Raw genomic sequence first — 16,859 nt, 5'->3', positions numbered from 1 at the left:
ACTGCGGTGATCAGGGCAGCCGCGCCACGTGCCGTCTCGATCACGCCTGTGAACTCCGAGCTCACCGGGATGTTCTGCAACGTGCGTTCCCCTGGATCCGGCGATATGGCGGAGTCCTTCGCTATGGTCAACGTCGTGATCACAGGGGAGCTGAAAAGCAAGATCGACCGCGTTTGGGATGCGTTCTGGTCCGGAGGAATCAGTAACCCGCTCGAGGTGATCGAGCAGATCACGTACCTGCTGTTCATCCGCCGATTGGACGATCTACAGACGTTGGCGGAGAAGAAGGCTCGAGTCACCGGCAAGATCGAAGACCTGGTGTTCCTTCCCGGTCAGGAGAATCTGCGCTGGTCGCGGTTCAAGAACGACGACGCTGAGGTGATGTTTCGGCTTGTCGGCGAGCAGGCGTTTCCGTTCCTGCGCGCCCTCGGTGGGGACGGTTCCACGTATTCCGACCACATGCGGGATGCCCGGTTCACCATCCCGACGCCGGCGTTGCTGTCGAAGGTCGTCGACATGCTCGATGACATCCCGATGGCCGATCGTGACACCAACGGCGATCTGTACGAGTACATGCTCTCGAAGATCGCGACCGCCGGTACCAATGGGCAGTTCCGCACGCCGCGTCACATCATCAACCTGATGGTCGAGATGATGGCGCCGACACCGAGTGATGAGATTTGCGATCCGGCCTGCGGGACGGCCGGATTTTTGGTCGCGGCGTCGGAGTATGTGCGTCGGACGCATCCGACCGCGATGACGGATGCGACGCAGCGCCACCATTTTCACCGCTCGATGTTCCACGGCTACGACTTCGATTCGACCATGCTGCGGATCGGCAGCATGAACATGCTGCTGCACGGCGTGGAGGCACCCGACATTCGGTATCGAGACTCGTTGTCGGAAGGCGCGAGTGAGGACACCGAGAAGTACACGCTGATTCTGGCCAATCCGCCGTTCGCTGGGTCGCTTGATTACGAGTCGACCAGCAAGGACTTGCAGCGGGTGGTGAAGACCAAGAAGACCGAGTTGCTGTTTCTGGCTCTGTTCTTGAAGCTGCTCAAGCCCGGTGGGCGGGCGGCGGTGATCGTGCCGGATGGGGTGTTGTTCGGGTCGAGCAAGGCGCACAAGGACTTACGCAAGATTCTGGTGGAGGAGCAGAAGCTCGATGGTGTGGTGAAACTGCCGTCCGGTGTTTTCCGCCCGTACGCGGGCGTGTCGACGGCGATCTTGTTGTTCACCAAGACCAATTCTGGTGGCACCGACGATGTTTGGTTCTACGACGTGCACGCGGACGGGTTCTCGCTGGACGACAAACGAAACCCGGTTGCGGCCAACGACCTTCCCGATGTGCTGGCCCGCTGGGCGCAGCGTGACGGGTCCGAGCGGGACCGTGCGCGCACCGAGCAATCGTTTTGTGTGCCCAAGGCCGACATTGTCGCCCAGGGTTACGACCTCTCGCTGAACCGGTACAAAGAGATCGTGCACGACGAAGTCGAGCACCGCCCGCCGCTGGAGATCATCGCCGACATCGAGGCGTTGGAGGAGGAGATCTGTAAAGGGTTGGCGGAGTTGAAGGCGATGTTGTCGTGAGGACGGTTACCTTACGCGACGTAGTGTCGGTTGTGGGAGGCGGGACACCTCGTAAATCAGTCGGCGACTACTATGGTGGTCATATTCCTTGGGTGACGCCGAAGGACATGAAGCGATCCCTAATCGAATCGTCCGAAATAACCCTCACACCAAAGGGTGTTACAAATTCGCCCGCAAAGCTAATACCCGCTGGGTCGGTTCTACTTGTTGTTCGTTCCGGAGTTCTGAAGCACACCTTGCCCGTCGCGTTGACCACAAAACCTGTGACCGTCAATCAAGATATGAAGGCATTGGTGCCAAATGGCGCCGTTTACGGCGGGTACCTTGCTAGATTGGTGAAGGCTTTGCAGCCAAAGGTGCTGAGCTGGGTTCGTGCAACTACAGCGGACAACTTCCCAATAGACAATCTCCTTGACCTTGAAATATGTCTTCCGCCGCTTGACGAGCAACGCCGGATCGCCGCGATCCTCGACCAGGCAGACGCCATTCGTACGAAGCGCCGAAATGTTTTCGCCGAGATCGACGCTCTCGAAGAATCTATTTTTCGCGACATGTTCGGCGACGTGGTCGCAGGGTCGACTGTCGAGGACGTTGCCGCAGCGGATAGAAGCAGCATCCGTACGGGCCCGTTCGGAAGTCAGTTACTACATGGTGAATTCGTCGACGACGGAATCGCGGTTCTCGGGCTCGACAACGTCGTGAACAATCAATTCCGATGGGCCGAGCGGCGGTACATCACCCCAAAGAAGTACGCCCAACTTGCCCGGTACACCGTGCATGCGGGAGATGTCTTGATCAGCATTATGGGCACCGTAGGGCGTTGCGCCGTTGTGCCAGAAGACATACCGACTGCGATCAATACCAAGCACCTCTGTGCAATCACCGTTGATCGGCAGCGACTTGAACCGTTGTTCCTACGGGCAGCATTTCTTTGGCACCCCGAATCGCGGGCGCATCTACGCCGCCAGACCAAGGGGTCGATCATGGATGGTCTCAACATGGGCATCATCAAGTCGATGCCAATACCGGTGCCGGATATGGATCAACAAAAGAAGTTCGTCACCCGGATCGCGGCGGTTACCGGCCGACAGATCGCCGCACGGCAGCTGCTCGTTGAGCATGACGAACTCTTCGCCTCTCTCCAATCCCGCGCATTCCGGGGCGAACTCTGATGAGCAACTTCGACTTCCTCAAAACCACTCTCCCCGGCGCCTATCCCGACTGCGCTCGCGCCGAGTCTTACCTCACCTCGGACCCACGCTCGGCGTGCTTCCATAGCCGCCGGGCGATCGAGGGCCTGGTCAAACACCTCTACGACGTCCTTGCACTAGGACCGCCGTACCAGAGTGACCTAGCCGCTCGCATCAATGATCCAGCGTTCAAAGCCAAGACCGGCACCGCAATCACGCAGAAGCTGAATCTGATTCGCAAGGTCGGCAACACGGCGGTGCATGAGGACAAGCCGATTGCGGCCACGGTCTCCCAGGCGGTGTTGCGCGAGCTCTATCACGTGATGGTGTGGGCGGCCTTTCGCTACTCGCCGAATCCGCAAGCGGTGCCGACCAAGTCGCAGTTCGATCCGGCATTGGCCGCGAAAGCTGCGCCGTTGTCACGACAGGAGCTCGCGCAGCTAGCGGCGAAGTTTCAGGCGCAGGACGAGGCACACGCAAAAGCGTTGGCAGACCAAAAGGCCGCGCACGAAGCCGAGCTGGCCAAGCTGCGCGCGCACATTGCCGCCGCCCAAGCCGCGAACGCGAAGACAGACGACCACGACTACTCCGAAGCGCAAACCCGCGACCTCTACATCGACGTGCTGCTCGCCGAGGCGGGCTGGCCGCTGACCGAAATACGCGACCGCGAGTACGAAGTCACCCGCATGCCCAACGCGACCGGCAAAGGCTTCATCGACTACGTGTTGTGGGGTGCGGACGGTCTGCCGCTGGCAGTGGTGGAAGCCAAACGCACCACCAAAAGTGTCCATGACGGCCAGCAGCAGGCCAAGCTGTACGCCGACGCGCTGGAGAACCAGTTCGGTCGTCGCCCGGTCATCTTCTACACCAACGGTTTCGAGCACTGGATATGGGACGACGAGGCCGGTTACCCACCGCGCGAGATCCAGGGGTTCTACACCCGTAACGAACTCGAGTTACTCATCCAGCGTCGCCACACCCGCCTGCCGCTGTCCACGGCGCCGGTCAATACCGAAATCGCCGGTCGGCCATATCAGGTGCGGGCAATCAAAGCTGTAGGCGAGGCTTTTGATCAGAAGCAGCGCCAGGCATTGCTGGTGATGGCCACCGGTTCCGGCAAGACCCGCACGGTCATTGCGCTGGTGGATCAGCTGATGAAAGCGAACTGGGTCAAGCGAGTGCTGTTCCTCGCCGACCGCACCGCGCTGGTCAAGCAGGCCACCGACGTGTTCAAAAAGCAACTACCCGCGGCGACGACGGTCAACCTGCTGACCGAGAAGGTCACCGACGGCCGGGTGTACGTGTGCACCTATCCGACAATGATGAACCTCATCAACACCACCGACGACGGTGGCCGAAAGTTCGGGCCTGGCTACTTCGACCTGGTGGTGATCGACGAGGCCCACCGCTCGGTGTATCAGAAGTACGGCGCAATCTTCGCCTGGTTCGATTCATTACTGGTGGGCCTGACCGCCACCCCGAAAGACGAAGTCTCCCACAACACTTACCGGCTGTTCAACCTCGAAGACGGCATACCGACCGACGCCTACAGTCTTCAGGACGCGGTCGACGACGGCTATCTCGTTCCGCCGCTGTCGGTGTCGCTCGGCACGAAATTCCTGCGTCAGGGGATCAAGTACGCCGATCTGACCGATGAAGAGAAGGACCAGTGGGATGCGCTGGACTGGGGCGAGGACGATCCGCCGGACGAGGTGTCCTCGGAGGAGCTGAACCGCTTCCTGTTCAACGAAGACACCGTCGACAAGGTGATCGCGTCGGTGATGGACCAGGGCTACAAGGTCGCTGGCGGTGACCGGCTCGGCAAGACAATAATTTTCGCCAAGAACAAAGCCCACGCCGAGTTCATCGCGCAGCGGTTCGACATTCAATACCCTGAGTATGCAGGCCATTTCGCCCGCGTCATCACCCATGGGCAGCCGTACGCACAAAGCTTGATCGACGATTTCACGATTCCCGACAAAGCCCCGCACATCGCGATCTCGGTGGACATGCTCGACACCGGTATCGACGTGCCCGAGGTTGTCAACCTGGTGTTCTTCAAGATGGTGCGGTCTAAGTCGAAGTTCTGGCAGATGATCGGCCGCGGCACCCGACTGCGCCCAGACCTCTTCGGTCCCGGCCAGGACAAGGAGAACTTCTTTGTTTTCGATTTCTGCGGCAACCTCGAATTCTTCAGTCAAGACCTACCGGGATCGGAAGGGTCACATCAGAAATCGCTCAACCAGCGGCTGTTCGAGTCGCGGCTGGATCTTGTGACTGCATTGTCGGGTGATACGGAGCCGAATCTTCGCGAAGAAACCGCAAAAACGCTGCAGAACATCGTCGCCGGGATGAACCTCGACAATTTTCTCGTCCGTCCGCACCGAAAGTGGGTGCAGGAGTACGCGAAGTGGGAGCCGTGGACCGTGCTCACCCGCGAGGGTGCCGGCGAGGTGGCCGAGCACCTGGCCGGTTTGCCGTCGACGGTCAAGGACAACGATGAGGACGCCAAACGGTTCGACTTGCTGATCCTGCGCCGCCAGCTCGCCCAGCTCGAAGGCGATTCGCTTGCAGCTGAACGTATTCGGGAGCAGGTGCAGAATATCGCGGTCGGGCTGTTGAGTCAGACGGCGATTCCCTCGGTCGCTGCCCAGCAGGAACTGCTGGACGACGTCGCGGGGGAGGAGTGGTGGGTCGATGTCACTCTGCCGATGCTCGAGGTCGCCCGAAAACGCCTGCGCGGGCTGGTGCGGTTCCTCGAAAAAGCCAAGAAGGTGGTTGTCTACACCGATTTCGAAGACACCCTCGGCGAGCGAACCGTCGTCGACCTGCCAGGCACGACCCCGGGCACCAACTGGGAACGATTCCGCGCCAAAGCCGCGGCCTACCTCAAACAACACGAGGACCACATTGCGCTGCAACGACTCCGGCGCAACAAGCAACTCACCCCGGATGACCTCGCCGCGCTCGAGCAGATGCTCGTCGACAGTGGCGCTTCCGACAGTGACATCGACAAGGCCAAGAAGGAGGCAGCTGGTCTGGGACTGTTCATTCGGTCGTTGGTGGGATTGGATCGACAGGCCGCGCTCGAGGCATTCGGAAGGTACCTTGACGGCCCGCGCATCGACATCAACCAGGTGCGGTTCGTCAACCTGATCGTCGACGAGCTCACTGCCAACGGCGTCATGAAACCCGAGCGGCTCTACGAATCCCCGTACACCGATACGGCACCGACCGGACCGGACTTCATCTTCCCGGAGAAGGACGTCGAAGTGATCGTGGATATTTTGCACCGGTTCGAGGCGAATGCCGCGCCGGGCGGGGCGGCATGAATAGGGGAGTTGCTCACTTCTCGCAGGCCACACCGTCGCCATCGCGGTCGAGCTTCGTGCTGTATCCGGGCTGACCCGCGTAGATCGGCGCCGCACCCGCGGCCCGGGCAGCGGAGCAATTCGGGTAATACACCTGTGATTGCTGCAGCGGTTGCGCTGGGGCGGGTGGCGGTGGGCTCTGCTCGGTTGCAGGTGACGACGGAATCGATTGTGCGGGAACCTGTTCGGTGGCCGGCGCGCCGCATTGACCGAGTACGCGCGACATTGCATCGTGTTCTGCCTGCGTGACCCACAGACCGTAGGTCGCCTTGATCTCTATCTGACGTGACACAAACGTGCACCGGTATGACTTGTTCGACGGCAGCCAGGTTGCGGCGTCGCCGTCGCTCTTCTGGTCGTTGGCCGCCGCCGTAGTGGCCTGCAATTCCAGCGGGTCGTTGGCAAAGTTGCGGCGCTTGTCGGCATCCCACTGCTGTGCGCCGGTCTGCCAAGCGTCGGACAAGCTGACGACGTGGTCGATTTGTACTGCGATTGATGTTTTTTGGCCTCTGGTGAATGAAATCGACTGTGCGGTATAGGGGTCAGTGAGTTGGCCTGACTGAACGACGCAACCGTTCGTTCCGGGCTTGATCACGACGGAGGTGAGGTCGCGGCGCAGAACGTCGTTGCGGGTATCGCATCCGTTGTGACCGTCGGCGACGGCGACGTCGTCGGACCATGCCTGGCCGAACTGATCTCGCGAATAGCCGGTCTTGGGGGCACGGCCCTTGATCGGCAACGCGGCGAGCCTGCTGACCGCGTCGGTACTGCTGGTGGCTGGGCTGGCCTTCGCCTCAGCGTTGTGACCAACCAATCCCGCCCCGGCGATCCCGAGGGCGACGGCGGCGCACGCCGCACCGGCACGCAGCGGCCGTTGAAACACCGCCATCCTCCTGCTTGGTGGATAAGACCACTTACTTACTCAACACAACAATCGGCGGCGGTGCGCGGCGCGTTACTGCGTGGGCAGGTTCGGGCAACGAGGCAGGCTAGTCAATCCTCGTCTGCCGGCCAGTCACCGACCTGTGACATTGTTTCGAGCTCGGGCATGAAAATCGCGGAGTTGCCCGAAGTGACGGTGCCGTCCGGTGCCACCCGTGCGAGCGTTTCGGCGCCCAGAACGTCGTCGAGTTCCGGGTTCACGGACCCAGCGAACACGATCACGGTGCCGTCAGAGCTCACCCAGCCGTAATCGCGTACAAGCCGGTCGCCCGGCAACGCGCGTCGTGCAGCCTCGACGGCCGCTTCCAATGCCTGACCGTCATCGGGACTCGGTTCCTCCTGATGGGCGTTCAGCTCAGCGAACAACCGTTGTTCTTCGGCGTCTTGCCGCAAATCGTTCGACCCGTCGATCTGCCCCTGAAACGCCGCCTTTGCCGCATCGACCAATTCAGCGGGCACGTCGGGATACGCGGCCTGGATTGCAGCGAGCGCAAGGTCGACGTCATCGTCGAGTCCGGTATCCGACCGCACGCCCCTGCCGGACACCGCTGATTGCAGCTCCTCGGCGAACACCGTCGCCAATTCGCGCGCCGTGGGGAAGTTGTTCCTCATGCCGTACCGCCTTTCTGCGCCGCACCCACGAGTAGGCAATTTGTGAGGTAGCGATGGTCGCCGCCTCGCCGCCGAACTGGAACTTGATCATCCAGTCGACCAGCTTGCTGCTGAAACACTCGCTGGTGCGGCCAGCGATGAACATCGTGGTGCTTTCCGCAGCGTTCTCGAGCCTGAATGCCGGACTGTACTCGGCCGGACGGATTGCGATCGATGGCGATGAACCGCAGCGCGCCGACGTTCAATGCGCACGTCGGCCAGTTCAGCGACGGTCTGGTGGCACGGCTGATATCGAACTCCGGTAGTTGCGTGTCGCGATAACTGCGGCACAGGGTTTCAGCGTTGCTGTGTCAGGCTGGGGCGGTGGTGAGGGTGGTTGGGCTCGTTTGCGCAGTGCTGTGGGCGGCGTTCTGGCTGTATTGGCTGGTGGCGGCGCTGTCGATGAAGAAGGGCCGCGTGCGGTGGTCTCGCGAACTGGCAATCAGGGTGGTGATCGGCGTCATCGTGGTCATGCTGGTCCGGTTCGGAGCACTTTCAAGATCGCGGCCCAGCACAGACACCTGGCGAGCTGTGCTCGGGCTCGTGCTGCTCGTCGTCGGGCTGGGGTTCGCGGTCTGGGCGCGCGTACACCTCGGTCGCAACTGGGGTATGCCGATGACGCAGAAAAACGAACCGGAATTGGTCACCAACGGCCCGTACCGGCTTGTTCGTCACCCGATCTATTCGGGCATCCTGCTCGCCGGAGTTGGAACGGCAATTGCTTTGCGCTGGACGTGGCTGATCGTGGTCCTTGTTGCCGCGATCTACTTCATCTACAGCGCGACCGTCGAAGAGCGCTACCTGGCCGGGCAGTTCCCTGACATCTATCCGGCGTACAAACAGTCGACCAAAATGCTTGTGCCATACCTGTTTTGACCGTTGTGTCAGGCCGCGATGAGGCCGAGGCTCGGTATGCCGAGGTTGCCGGCTCCGCCGGTCAGCGCTACCGGACCGGCGCCTGTCGCCACATCCACTCCGTTGCTGGTGACTTGTAGGGTTCCATGCGCGCCGGTGGCGAAATTCAGCCAGGAGACCATGATTGGCTGCGAGTAGGGTGCGCAGGTCGTCTGGACGATGGCGTTGCAAAGAGGCCCGGACGACAGCCGTACCACGCCGGTGCCGTTGGTTGTGGCGGTGAGAGTTTCCACGCTGAATGGCCACGGGTCGCCGCTGGAGATCCCGTCCTGGAATTGGTAGGTCGCAGTCGTTGCGGCCGATGCCGGGGTTACGCACAGTCCGAGCGCCAGCCCGGCTGCGGCGCTAATCTGCGCAATGCCGAACACCGCCGCCCTGAGCGGTCCAGGCTTCATCGTGTCCCCCTGTCGTCATTAAAGGTGCTTGCGCCTTCCGCGGCAGACTAGCGCGCAGGACGTCGGGGCCGTGCCCGTTCATGATCCGCGAGCCGTTCCGGGCCTTCTGCTCCCATTCACCGACCCGGCGCGCCACGATGCGGCCTTCCGTCTCGGGCATCGACGCAAGGTCCGCGCTGCGGCAAGCCCTGCAGCACCGAGCATGATGAGGCCACGTCGACGCAGCTCAATTCAGATTCGCGGGGAGTGAAAATCCGTGCTGTCCGAGGGTGCTGCGCGCGTGCACGATTCCGTGGCGCAGCAGCCCGTAGTCCCAGAGTTTCGCGGTCTTCAAGGCATGATGTCGCGCGCACAGGCATTGCAGGTTGGCCAGAATCGTCCAGCCGCCGCGGACCGGTTTGCTGTGGTCGTACTCCTGAATGTGGTCGATTTGGCAGTCTGCGGCGGGTACGCAGCATCCCGGGTGGCGGCAGGTTCCGTCTCGAAGACGGACGGCGTCGGCGAGCGCGGCGGCGGGCCGGTAGGCGAGCGCGCCTGGCGGTGGTTGGGTGAATCCGCCGTGGCCGTCGGGGAATTCGGCATGCACGGTGTGGGGGAAGTCGAGGACGTATTGCCGCAACCGCGCCAGTAGGTCGTGGGCTTGGGCGATCTGGGCGCTGCCGAAACCGTAGGGGCTGGGCGCCGCGACGGCGCCGGCCGGCATGATCGGGCTGACCAGGATGGTGGCGTGCGCGTAGGGTCCGTCGAAGGAGTCGACGGCGCGTTCGGCGGTGTCGATGATTGCCTGCCAGGTTGCGTCGGCGGCGAGCGCGCGCGTGGTTTCTGGGTCCAGCGCGCCGTATCCGTCGAGATGTGCGGGGTTGCGGCCGATGCCGAGAACGGTGGCCAGCCCGCACAGGAGAGTCAGGCGGATCTCTGGGCGGGGCATGGGCTGGCCGGGTCCGTATTCGCATGCGGGATCGCCACATTGGCAGCCTAGGCATGACTGTCCGCGCATCAACGCCAGATAGGCATCCGCGCGGCGCTGGGTGATGCTGCGCGGATCGCCGTGACACACCGTCTTGGCCACGGCCGTGATCAGGGCGGAGACCTCGGCGGTTTCGGTGGCGGTGAGTGTTGCCGTCACCCGGCCCATGCCGCGCGCGAGCGGTCGTTGCTTGACGTTGCGTTCGCGCTTGGCGCGCTCGTGTGCGCGGCTGGCCCAGTCCGGGTCGTCTTCGGCGAGCAGGCGGTCGATCTCGGTGCCGAGCTTGCGCGGCGGCAGGGTCTGCGCGGCGTCGAGGATGCGCTGTTCGAGCCGCACGATGGTCGCCAGCGGGGCACCGCAGGTGTGTTCGGTGACGGCCTGCACGGCGGGCAGGGTGAGGAGCCCGTCGGTGAACGCCGCGGCAATCTCGGGCATTCGCTCGAGTTCGAAAGACATCCGCAACCAGTCCGCGACCACGGCGTAGGTGGTCGACAGCGCCATGGCGATCTCTTCGAGCGACGATCTGTCATCCGGATTCGGATGCGCTTCCTGAAATTGTTTGACCAGAGCTATCTTGTGCGCCGCGGCGGCAGCTTCCGCGCGGCTGGCAGCGGTGATTAGGGTGAGCGTCGACGACTGACCAGCTGGCCCAGTCAGTGTTTCGCTCATGTGTTCGATTGTAGCATGGGACATGTTTTGCAACAACGCATTCCGCGAACATGATGCATAATCTCGCTTACCGATATCCGCAGAGTCGATGTCGAGCCGCCGGAACCAGGAGCCGGCAAGCCGTCATCGAACAGCAGCGCAGCCACCGACTGGGGCATCCAGCGTCTCGTTAAGTGGTGACAATCTGAGGTTGCCAGTCCTGCATCGCTGTCACATCAGACCTTATCGCGGGCAATTAGTTGTGCGGCAACGATATTGCGTGGGATTTCGTTGGTGCCGTCGCCGACGATCATCAGTGGGGCGTCGCCGACGTACCGTTCGGCGTCGTATTCCTTGGAGTAGCCGTAGCCGCCGTGCGCGCAGACGGCGTCGAGGGCGACCTGCATGGCATCCTCGGAGGGGAGCAAGCTTCGCCGTGCCCGCTTCCATGTCGGCACGTTCACCGGCAACGAGTTTCTCGGCCGCGTCGAGCGTGAGCAGACGGGCGGCGCGCAGCTTGGTTGAACTACCAGCGACTTCGCCGCGTTAGGATTCGCCGCAGGGACCGACCGAACTTCAGGCAGCAACTCCTCCTGTTCGAGCGCGAAAGCTTCCTCCATGTTGGTCCTGCCGGTCCTACTTCGCGGGTCGGGCCGGTAAGCGAGAACATACGGATCGGCGAGGGCTTCTTCGGCATGCTCGGGCAGCACGCGATGACGCTCCCACATGTGCTCGACCGCCTCCGGTCCCACCTCAGCTGCACACCTAATGTGTCACGTATGTATCACATTCCCGGGGCGCAGATTAACAACGGTCTCCGCATGGCGTTCGCAACCGATCTCGATGCACCAGTCCGTGGGAAATCTGTTGGCCGACATGGCCATGTCCGACTGCCCGAAGACGAGTTCGCGGCGCTGCGTGCCGCCGCCAAGGCCGCCGATCGCTCGGTATCCGATGTGATACGCGCTGCCATCCATCGCTACCTTCGCGGGCGGCTTGACACGGCCAAAGTTCAGGCACTGCTCACCGGGTTGCACGAGGCGGGCATGAGGCTGTCACCGCTGTAAATCGTGCCCCTGATGTTGTCCCATCTTGCTTCGTCGTCAGGAGTTATCGATGGCCGCTCGGATCTTGTCGGCATTGCGCCTGCGTAAGCGGCTCACCACCCTTCGCACCGGCTGGGCTGTTGCACGGGCGATCGGATCAGACCTGTCAGCGCGCCTGCGGCCGGCCGCGGCGATCCCAACGGTTGCGCCGGTAGTGGAACCGCCGCGTCGACTGGCGCATCCGGCCACCGCCATGGTCCAGACCGCCGCGAGCCCAGAGAAGGTTTTCGCGATCCTCGGTGACCCCAAGCGAATACCGGACTGGCTCGTCATCCACTCGGCCTGGTCCGGGCACCCGCCCGCCGAACTCGCCGAGGGCGTCGCGTTCGGGCAGCGAGTCGTGCTCATGGGCGTGCCCAGCGAAGTTCGGTGGACGGTGACCCGGGTCGATGAGCCGACGGTGCTGTGGATGGAGGCCGACGGGCCCATGGGCACGACCGTTGGCTGCTATCTGTCGATAGCTGCTGCCAGTTCCGGCACGGTCGTTCGGATCGATGGCGGCGTTGAGGGCGATGTGTTGAAGGGGCCCATGGGTTCAGTGGTGGCACGCAGCCTCGGTGAGGCGATGCAGCAGTCGCTGCAGAAACTCGCCGCGCTGGCCGAAACCGGAAGTGGCGAAGCGCATTCGGCGACAGCCAAGCCCGTTCCCACAGTCCGGCAACCGCGCCGGGCAAAGCCCGCTCCTATCCGCTACCAGCGCACCGGAGTTGACATCGATGCGTGGACGCCCGTGATAGTCGGCGTCGGCCAACTGGTCGACCGCGACAACACGACGTCCACCGGAAAGGACCCGGCCTCCCTGGCCGCGCAGGCGCTGCGACTCGCGGCGGCTGATGCGGGAGTTCCGTCGCTGCTGAGCGACGCGGATTCGGTGCGTTTCGTCGCCAGCGTGTCCTGGCGCTACGCCGACGGCGCGGCGGTCATCGCCGAAAAGGTTGGCGCCGCACCGCAGGAAACGGTGCAGACAACGCAGTTCGGTGGTGACGGCTCACAGCGGCTCATCAATGACGCCGCCGCCGACATCGCCAATGGCCTGGTTGAGATCGCGCTCCTGGGCGGGGCCGAGTCCGGCGGCATTGTCGCGGCGGCCGAGAAGCGCGGGGACGAGCTGCCGTGGTCGCATGGCAGCGGTGCCCCCACCCGGGTGCTGGGCAACGACACCGGTCCACACAACGACGCGGAAAGCGCAGTGGGACTGATCGCGCCGATTTTCGTATACGCACTGCTCGAGAACGCCGTGCGTCACCGCAAAGGCGCTGACCCGGCCACCCACCTGGCCGAGATCACCGACGTGTGGTCGCAGTTCTCCCACGTTGCTGCAGCCAACCCGTATGCATGGCTACCGCAGACCTTCAGCGCTGAACAGTTGGCCACCGCCGGAGAGGACAACCGACCCATCAGCGCTCCCTATGTGAAGCTGCTGACCGCCAATCTCCAGGTGAACCAGGCCAGCGGGCTGATCCTGTGCAGCGCCGCGGCAGCCACCGAAGCTGGAGTCCCGCAAGACAAATGGGTGTTCGTCCATGTCAGCGCCCACGCCGAGGAGCAGTGGTATGTATCCGAGCGCGCCGATCTCGGCGACTCACCGGCCATCCGTGCCATGGGGTCAGCGGCTCTGCAACACCTCGGACTGACCATCGACCAGATCGCACACGTGGACCTGTACTCCTGTTTCCCATCAGCGGTGCAAATTGCGGCGGACGCGCTCGGTCTGCCGATCGGCAACCCCGACCGGCCGTTGACGGTGACCGGCGGCCTCACCTTCGCGGGCGGTCCGGGCAACAACTACACCAGCCACGCGGTGGCCACCCTGGTGCCGCTGCTACGCGCCGAACCAGAAAGTTACGGACTGTCCACCGCCGTCGGCTGGTACCTCACCAAGAACGCACTGGGCATCTATTCGGCCACGCCACCTGCCAAGCCGTACAAGCAGATCGACGCCGGTATGCGGATGCAACGCCCGACGCCGCGGCGCGTGCTCATCGACTACACCGGGCCGGCGATCGTTGATTCCTACACCGTGCCCTACCGGCGTGACGGCCAGCCCCAGGCTGCCATCATCAGCGCACTCACTCCCGCCGTGCGTGAATTTTCACCGTCCGCGGTGAAGATTCACGCACAGGGGGCGCGCATCTTGTTGCGTATCACCGACGCTGACCTGGTCGACGCGATCGCTACCGGCGACCTGCTGGGTTGTCGAATCACCGTCGATGGCCCGAACAAGATCACCATCGACGACGACAGCTTCAGACTGGCTGTGTCTCGCGCTCGGCGGCCAAAGTAAGTGCGATGTCGACGATCATGTCTTCTTGGCCGCCGACGAGCCTGCGACGTCCGGCCTCCATGAGCAGTGTGCGCACATCGATGCCGTAGCGCTGCGATGCCGCCTCGGCATGACGCAGGAAGCTCGAGTACACCCCGGCATAGCCGAGCGTCAACGTCTCTCGGTCAACCCGGACCGGACGGTCCTGCAGCGGCCGGACAATGTCGTCCGCAGCATCCTGCAGCGCAAAGACGTTGCAGCCGTGCTTGAATCCATACAGGTCGGCCACGGCGATGAAGGCCTCGATCGGGCAATTGCCAGCGCCGGCGCCGTGACCGGCCAGCGACGCGTCCACGCGGGTCACTCCGTTTTCCACGGCGACAACGGAATTCGCGACAGACAGGGACAGGTTCTCGTGCGCGTGGATGCCGATCTCGGTACCCGCATCGAGAAGGTCGCGGTAGGCGCGCACCCGCTCGGCGACGCCGGACATGGTGAGCCGACCGCCGGAGTCGGTGACGTAGACACAGTGTGCGCCATAGGATTCCATCAGCTTGGCCTGTTTGGCCAGCTCGTCGGCCGGTGCCATGTGGCTCATCATCAGGAAACCCGAGACGTCCATGCCGATCTCGCGGGCGGTGGCGATGTGCTGGGCGGAGACGTCGGCCTCGGTGCAATGTGTGGCCACTCGGACCGACCGGACTCCGAGGTCGTAGGCGCGGTGCAGGTCGTGCACGGTGCCGACACCGGGCAGCAGCAGCGTAGTGAGCCGGGCGCGTTCGAGCACGTCGGCGGCGGCCTCGATCCATTCCCAGTCGGTGTGGGAGCCCGGCCCGTAGTTCGCCGACCCGCCGGACAGTCCGTCGCCGTGGGCGACCTCGATCGCGTCCACGCCGGCGGCGTCGAGCGCGGTCACGATCCGTCGGACATCGGTTGGGGTGATCCGGTGCCGGACCGCGTGCATGCCGTCGCGCAGGGTGACGTCCTGGATGTACAGGGTTGGCTGGCTCATCGGGAAACTCCGTTCAGCGCGGCGATTCGCTCGGCGACCTGCAGTCCAGCAGAGGTCATGATGTCGAGGTTGCCGGCGTAGGCGGGTAGGTAGTGCGCGGCGCCCTCGACCTCGAGGAACACCGAGACTTGGTGGGTGGGTCGGTGCGGGTCGGCGAGCAGCGTCTCGATCGGTTGGTCGGCGGGAATCTCGGCGATCTGAACCTGCTGCTTGAGCCGGTAGCCCGGAACGTAGGCGGCGACGTCGGCGACCATCTTCTCCACAGACCTGCGGATCTCGTCGTGCATACCCGGATCGGGGGCATTGACCAGACAGAACACTGTGTCGCGCATGACCAGCGGGGGTTCGGCGGGGTTGAGGATGATGATCGCCTTGCCGCGGCGGGCGCCGCCCACGGAAACGATTGCCTGGGAAGTGGTTTCGGTGAACTCGTCGATGTTGGCGCGCGTACCGGGCCCGGCCGACTTCGACGCGATCGATGCGACGATCTCGGCGTAGGCGACCGGAACCACCCGCGCCACCGCGGCAACTATGGGGATAGTGGCCTGTCCGCCGCAGGTCACCATGTTGACGTTGGGCGCATCGAGGTGGTCGTCGGCATTGACCGCGGGAACGACGTAGGGCCCGATCGCCGCCGGGGTCAGATCGATCAACCGCTTGCCGAGGGGCCGCAACCGGGCGTCGTTGGCGATGTGGGCCTTGGCCGAGGTGGCATCGAAGACGATCTCGATCTCGTCGAATCCCGCCATCGCGATCAGTCCTTCGACGCCGTCGGCGGTCGTCGGCACCCCGAGCCTGCTAGCTCGCGCCAGGCCGTCGGATGCGGGGTCGATGCCCACCATGGCGCCCATTTCCAGGTACTCCGAGTTGCGCAACACCTTGATCATCAGGTCGGTGCCGATGTTGCCGGATCCGATGATCGCGACCTTCACCTTGTTGGTTCCTGTGCTGGTCATTTCTGAACTCCTTCAGCGAAGCGGACACTCACCGTGCCGAGCCCGGACAGGGTGGCCGTGACGTGGTTACCGGCCGCGGCAGATGCCATGGGGCCCAACGCCCCGGACAGCACCACCTGACCCGCTCGTAGCGGCTGCCCGAAGTCGCGGGCAGTCCGGGCAAGCCACACCACCGCCGCGATCGGATCACCCAGACATGCTGCCCCCGTGCCGGTGGACACCTCTTGCCCGTCGATACTCATCGACATGACAACGTCGACGGGCTCGACGTCGTCCAACGTAAAATGCTGCGAGCCAAGGACATACGCGCCCGACGACGCGTTGTCGGCCACGGTGTCGGCGAAGCGGATATCCCATGACGCGATGCGGCTGTCGCAAATTTCCAGCGCGGCAACGACGGAGTCGATCGCGTCCCGCACTTGGGCTGCATCCAATGGCCCGTCGACGAGATCGGCGCCGAGCACGAACGCGACTTCCGCCTCGACCTTGGGCTGCAGCAGCGTCCCGATCGGCACCGTGTCGCCGTCGGCGTAGGCCATATCGTCGAAAAGCACTCCGAGATCTGGCTGGTCGACGCCGAGTTGGCGTTGTACCGCCACCGACGTGAGCCCAACCTTGCGCCCAACCACGGACGCGCCGGAATTTTCGCGTCGCGTGACGAGGTGACGCTGCACGGCATATGCGGCGGCGAGATTCTCTGAGCCGATCAGGTCCCGTACCGGTGCACACGGGACGCCGGTTGCCGCGGCGTTGGCGAGTCGGTCTGCGGCCGCCACGATGTCGGTTTCGGAGGCCACTGCGAAGGTGGTGGATTCGGTCATGGCATTCACTGTGCGGGTAGGCGCAGCCG

14 protein-coding genes and 1 pseudogene are annotated in these 16,859 nt (G+C 63.5%); 7 read left to right on the top strand and 8 right to left on the bottom strand.

Annotated elements, in window-relative coordinates:
• Window positions 1–135 precede the first annotated feature (135 nt).
• Genes FOS14_RS13915 through FOS14_RS13905 form a run of 3 tightly spaced genes read left to right on the top strand, consistent with a single transcriptional unit; the run spans window position 136 to window position 6,115 of the window.
• Window positions 136–1,593 carry a class I SAM-dependent DNA methyltransferase gene (locus FOS14_RS13915; RefSeq protein WP_143771524.1) on the top strand — a complete coding sequence of 486 codons (1,458 nt, stop codon included), beginning with the start codon at window positions 136–138 and terminating at the stop codon, window positions 1,591–1,593.
• Window positions 1,590–2,765 carry a restriction endonuclease subunit S gene (locus tag FOS14_RS13910; protein WP_143771410.1) on the top strand — a complete coding sequence of 392 codons (1,176 nt, stop codon included), beginning with the start codon at window positions 1,590–1,592 and terminating at the stop codon, window positions 2,763–2,765. Before FOS14_RS13915 ends, FOS14_RS13910 begins: the two co-directional genes overlap by 4 nt.
• Window positions 2,765–6,115: a DEAD/DEAH box helicase family protein gene (locus FOS14_RS13905; protein WP_143771409.1), complete on the top strand. Its 3,351-nt coding sequence runs from the start codon at window positions 2,765–2,767 to the stop codon at window positions 6,113–6,115. Before FOS14_RS13910 ends, FOS14_RS13905 begins: the two co-directional genes overlap by 1 nt.
• A 13-nt stretch (window positions 6,116–6,128) precedes the next feature.
• Here FOS14_RS13905 and FOS14_RS13900 read toward each other — a convergent pair whose 3' ends face one another.
• Together FOS14_RS13900 and FOS14_RS13895 are read right to left on the bottom strand one after the other, a co-directional pair.
• Window positions 6,129–7,043, bottom strand: coding sequence for a DUF1524 domain-containing protein (locus FOS14_RS13900; RefSeq protein ID WP_143771408.1), 915 nt, complete (start codon window positions 7,041–7,043; stop codon window positions 6,129–6,131).
• A 104-nt stretch (window positions 7,044–7,147) separates the two neighbouring features.
• A complete protein-coding gene (locus tag FOS14_RS13895; protein WP_143771407.1) occupies window positions 7,148–7,708 on the bottom strand; it encodes a hypothetical protein in 561 nt (186 codons plus the stop codon).
• 53 nt (window positions 7,709–7,761) lie between these two features.
• On the opposite strand from FOS14_RS13895, the gene FOS14_RS13890 reads away from it, so the two are divergent.
• Window positions 7,762–8,013 carry a hypothetical protein gene (locus FOS14_RS13890; RefSeq protein WP_143771406.1) on the top strand — a complete coding sequence of 84 codons (252 nt, stop codon included), beginning with the start codon at window positions 7,762–7,764 and terminating at the stop codon, window positions 8,011–8,013.
• A gap of 58 nt (window positions 8,014–8,071) precedes the next feature.
• Window positions 8,072–8,623: an isoprenylcysteine carboxylmethyltransferase family protein gene (locus FOS14_RS13885; protein WP_143771405.1), complete on the top strand. Its 552-nt coding sequence runs from the start codon at window positions 8,072–8,074 to the stop codon at window positions 8,621–8,623.
• Window positions 8,624–8,631: 8 nt separating this feature from the next.
• Here the strand turns inward: FOS14_RS13885 and FOS14_RS13880 are convergent, their stop codons facing one another.
• From FOS14_RS13880 to FOS14_RS13870, 3 genes and pseudogenes are all read right to left on the bottom strand, one after another.
• Window positions 8,632–9,057 (bottom strand): hypothetical protein, encoded by a 426-nt coding sequence (locus FOS14_RS13880; protein ID WP_143771404.1) that lies wholly within the window; start codon window positions 9,055–9,057, stop codon window positions 8,632–8,634.
• A gap of 226 nt (window positions 9,058–9,283) precedes the next feature.
• On the bottom strand, window positions 9,284–10,693 hold the full coding sequence (locus FOS14_RS13875; protein ID WP_185981768.1) for an HNH endonuclease signature motif containing protein: 1,410 nt from the start codon (window positions 10,691–10,693) through the stop codon (window positions 9,284–9,286).
• A gap of 215 nt (window positions 10,694–10,908) precedes the next feature.
• Window positions 10,909–11,209 (bottom strand): annotated as a pseudogene (locus FOS14_RS13870) (acyl-CoA dehydrogenase family protein); the annotation flags it as partial.
• Between the two features lie 284 nt (window positions 11,210–11,493).
• Here FOS14_RS13870 and FOS14_RS24760 point away from each other — a divergent pair.
• Together FOS14_RS24760 and FOS14_RS13860 are read left to right on the top strand one after the other, a co-directional pair.
• Complete coding sequence (locus FOS14_RS24760; RefSeq protein ID WP_185981767.1) at window positions 11,494–11,739, top strand: ribbon-helix-helix protein, CopG family; 246 nt, start codon at window positions 11,494–11,496, stop codon at window positions 11,737–11,739.
• Window positions 11,740–11,788: 49 nt separating this feature from the next.
• Window positions 11,789–14,062: an SRPBCC family protein gene (locus tag FOS14_RS13860; protein ID WP_143771401.1), complete on the top strand. Its 2,274-nt coding sequence runs from the start codon at window positions 11,789–11,791 to the stop codon at window positions 14,060–14,062.
• Here the strand turns inward: FOS14_RS13860 and dmpG are convergent.
• From dmpG to FOS14_RS13845, 3 genes are read right to left on the bottom strand one after another with little or no spacing between them, the layout of a single operon-like run.
• Window positions 14,025–15,053, bottom strand: coding sequence for a 4-hydroxy-2-oxovalerate aldolase (gene dmpG / locus FOS14_RS13855; RefSeq protein ID WP_143771400.1), 1,029 nt, complete (start codon window positions 15,051–15,053; stop codon window positions 14,025–14,027). The two genes, FOS14_RS13860 and dmpG, sit on opposite strands and share 38 nt — an antisense overlap.
• Entirely contained in the window at window positions 15,050–16,009 is a 960-nt protein-coding gene (locus FOS14_RS13850) for an acetaldehyde dehydrogenase (acetylating) (RefSeq protein ID WP_143771399.1), read from the bottom strand. Before FOS14_RS13850 ends, dmpG begins: the two co-directional genes overlap by 4 nt.
• The gene (locus FOS14_RS13845; RefSeq protein ID WP_143771398.1) at window positions 16,006–16,830 is read right to left on the bottom strand and encodes a 2-keto-4-pentenoate hydratase; all 825 of its coding nucleotides are present in this window, start codon (window positions 16,828–16,830) and stop codon (window positions 16,006–16,008) included. The genes FOS14_RS13850 and FOS14_RS13845 overlap by 4 nt, the downstream gene beginning before the upstream one ends.
• Between the last annotated feature and the right edge of the window lie 29 nt (window positions 16,831–16,859).

Source organism: Skermania sp. ID1734 (assembly GCF_007489285.1).
Taxonomy (GTDB): Bacteria; Actinomycetota; Actinomycetes; order Mycobacteriales; family Mycobacteriaceae; genus ID1734.
The sequence above is the reverse complement of the archived record's forward strand: the minus strand, read 5'-3'. Positions and strand labels throughout refer to the sequence as shown.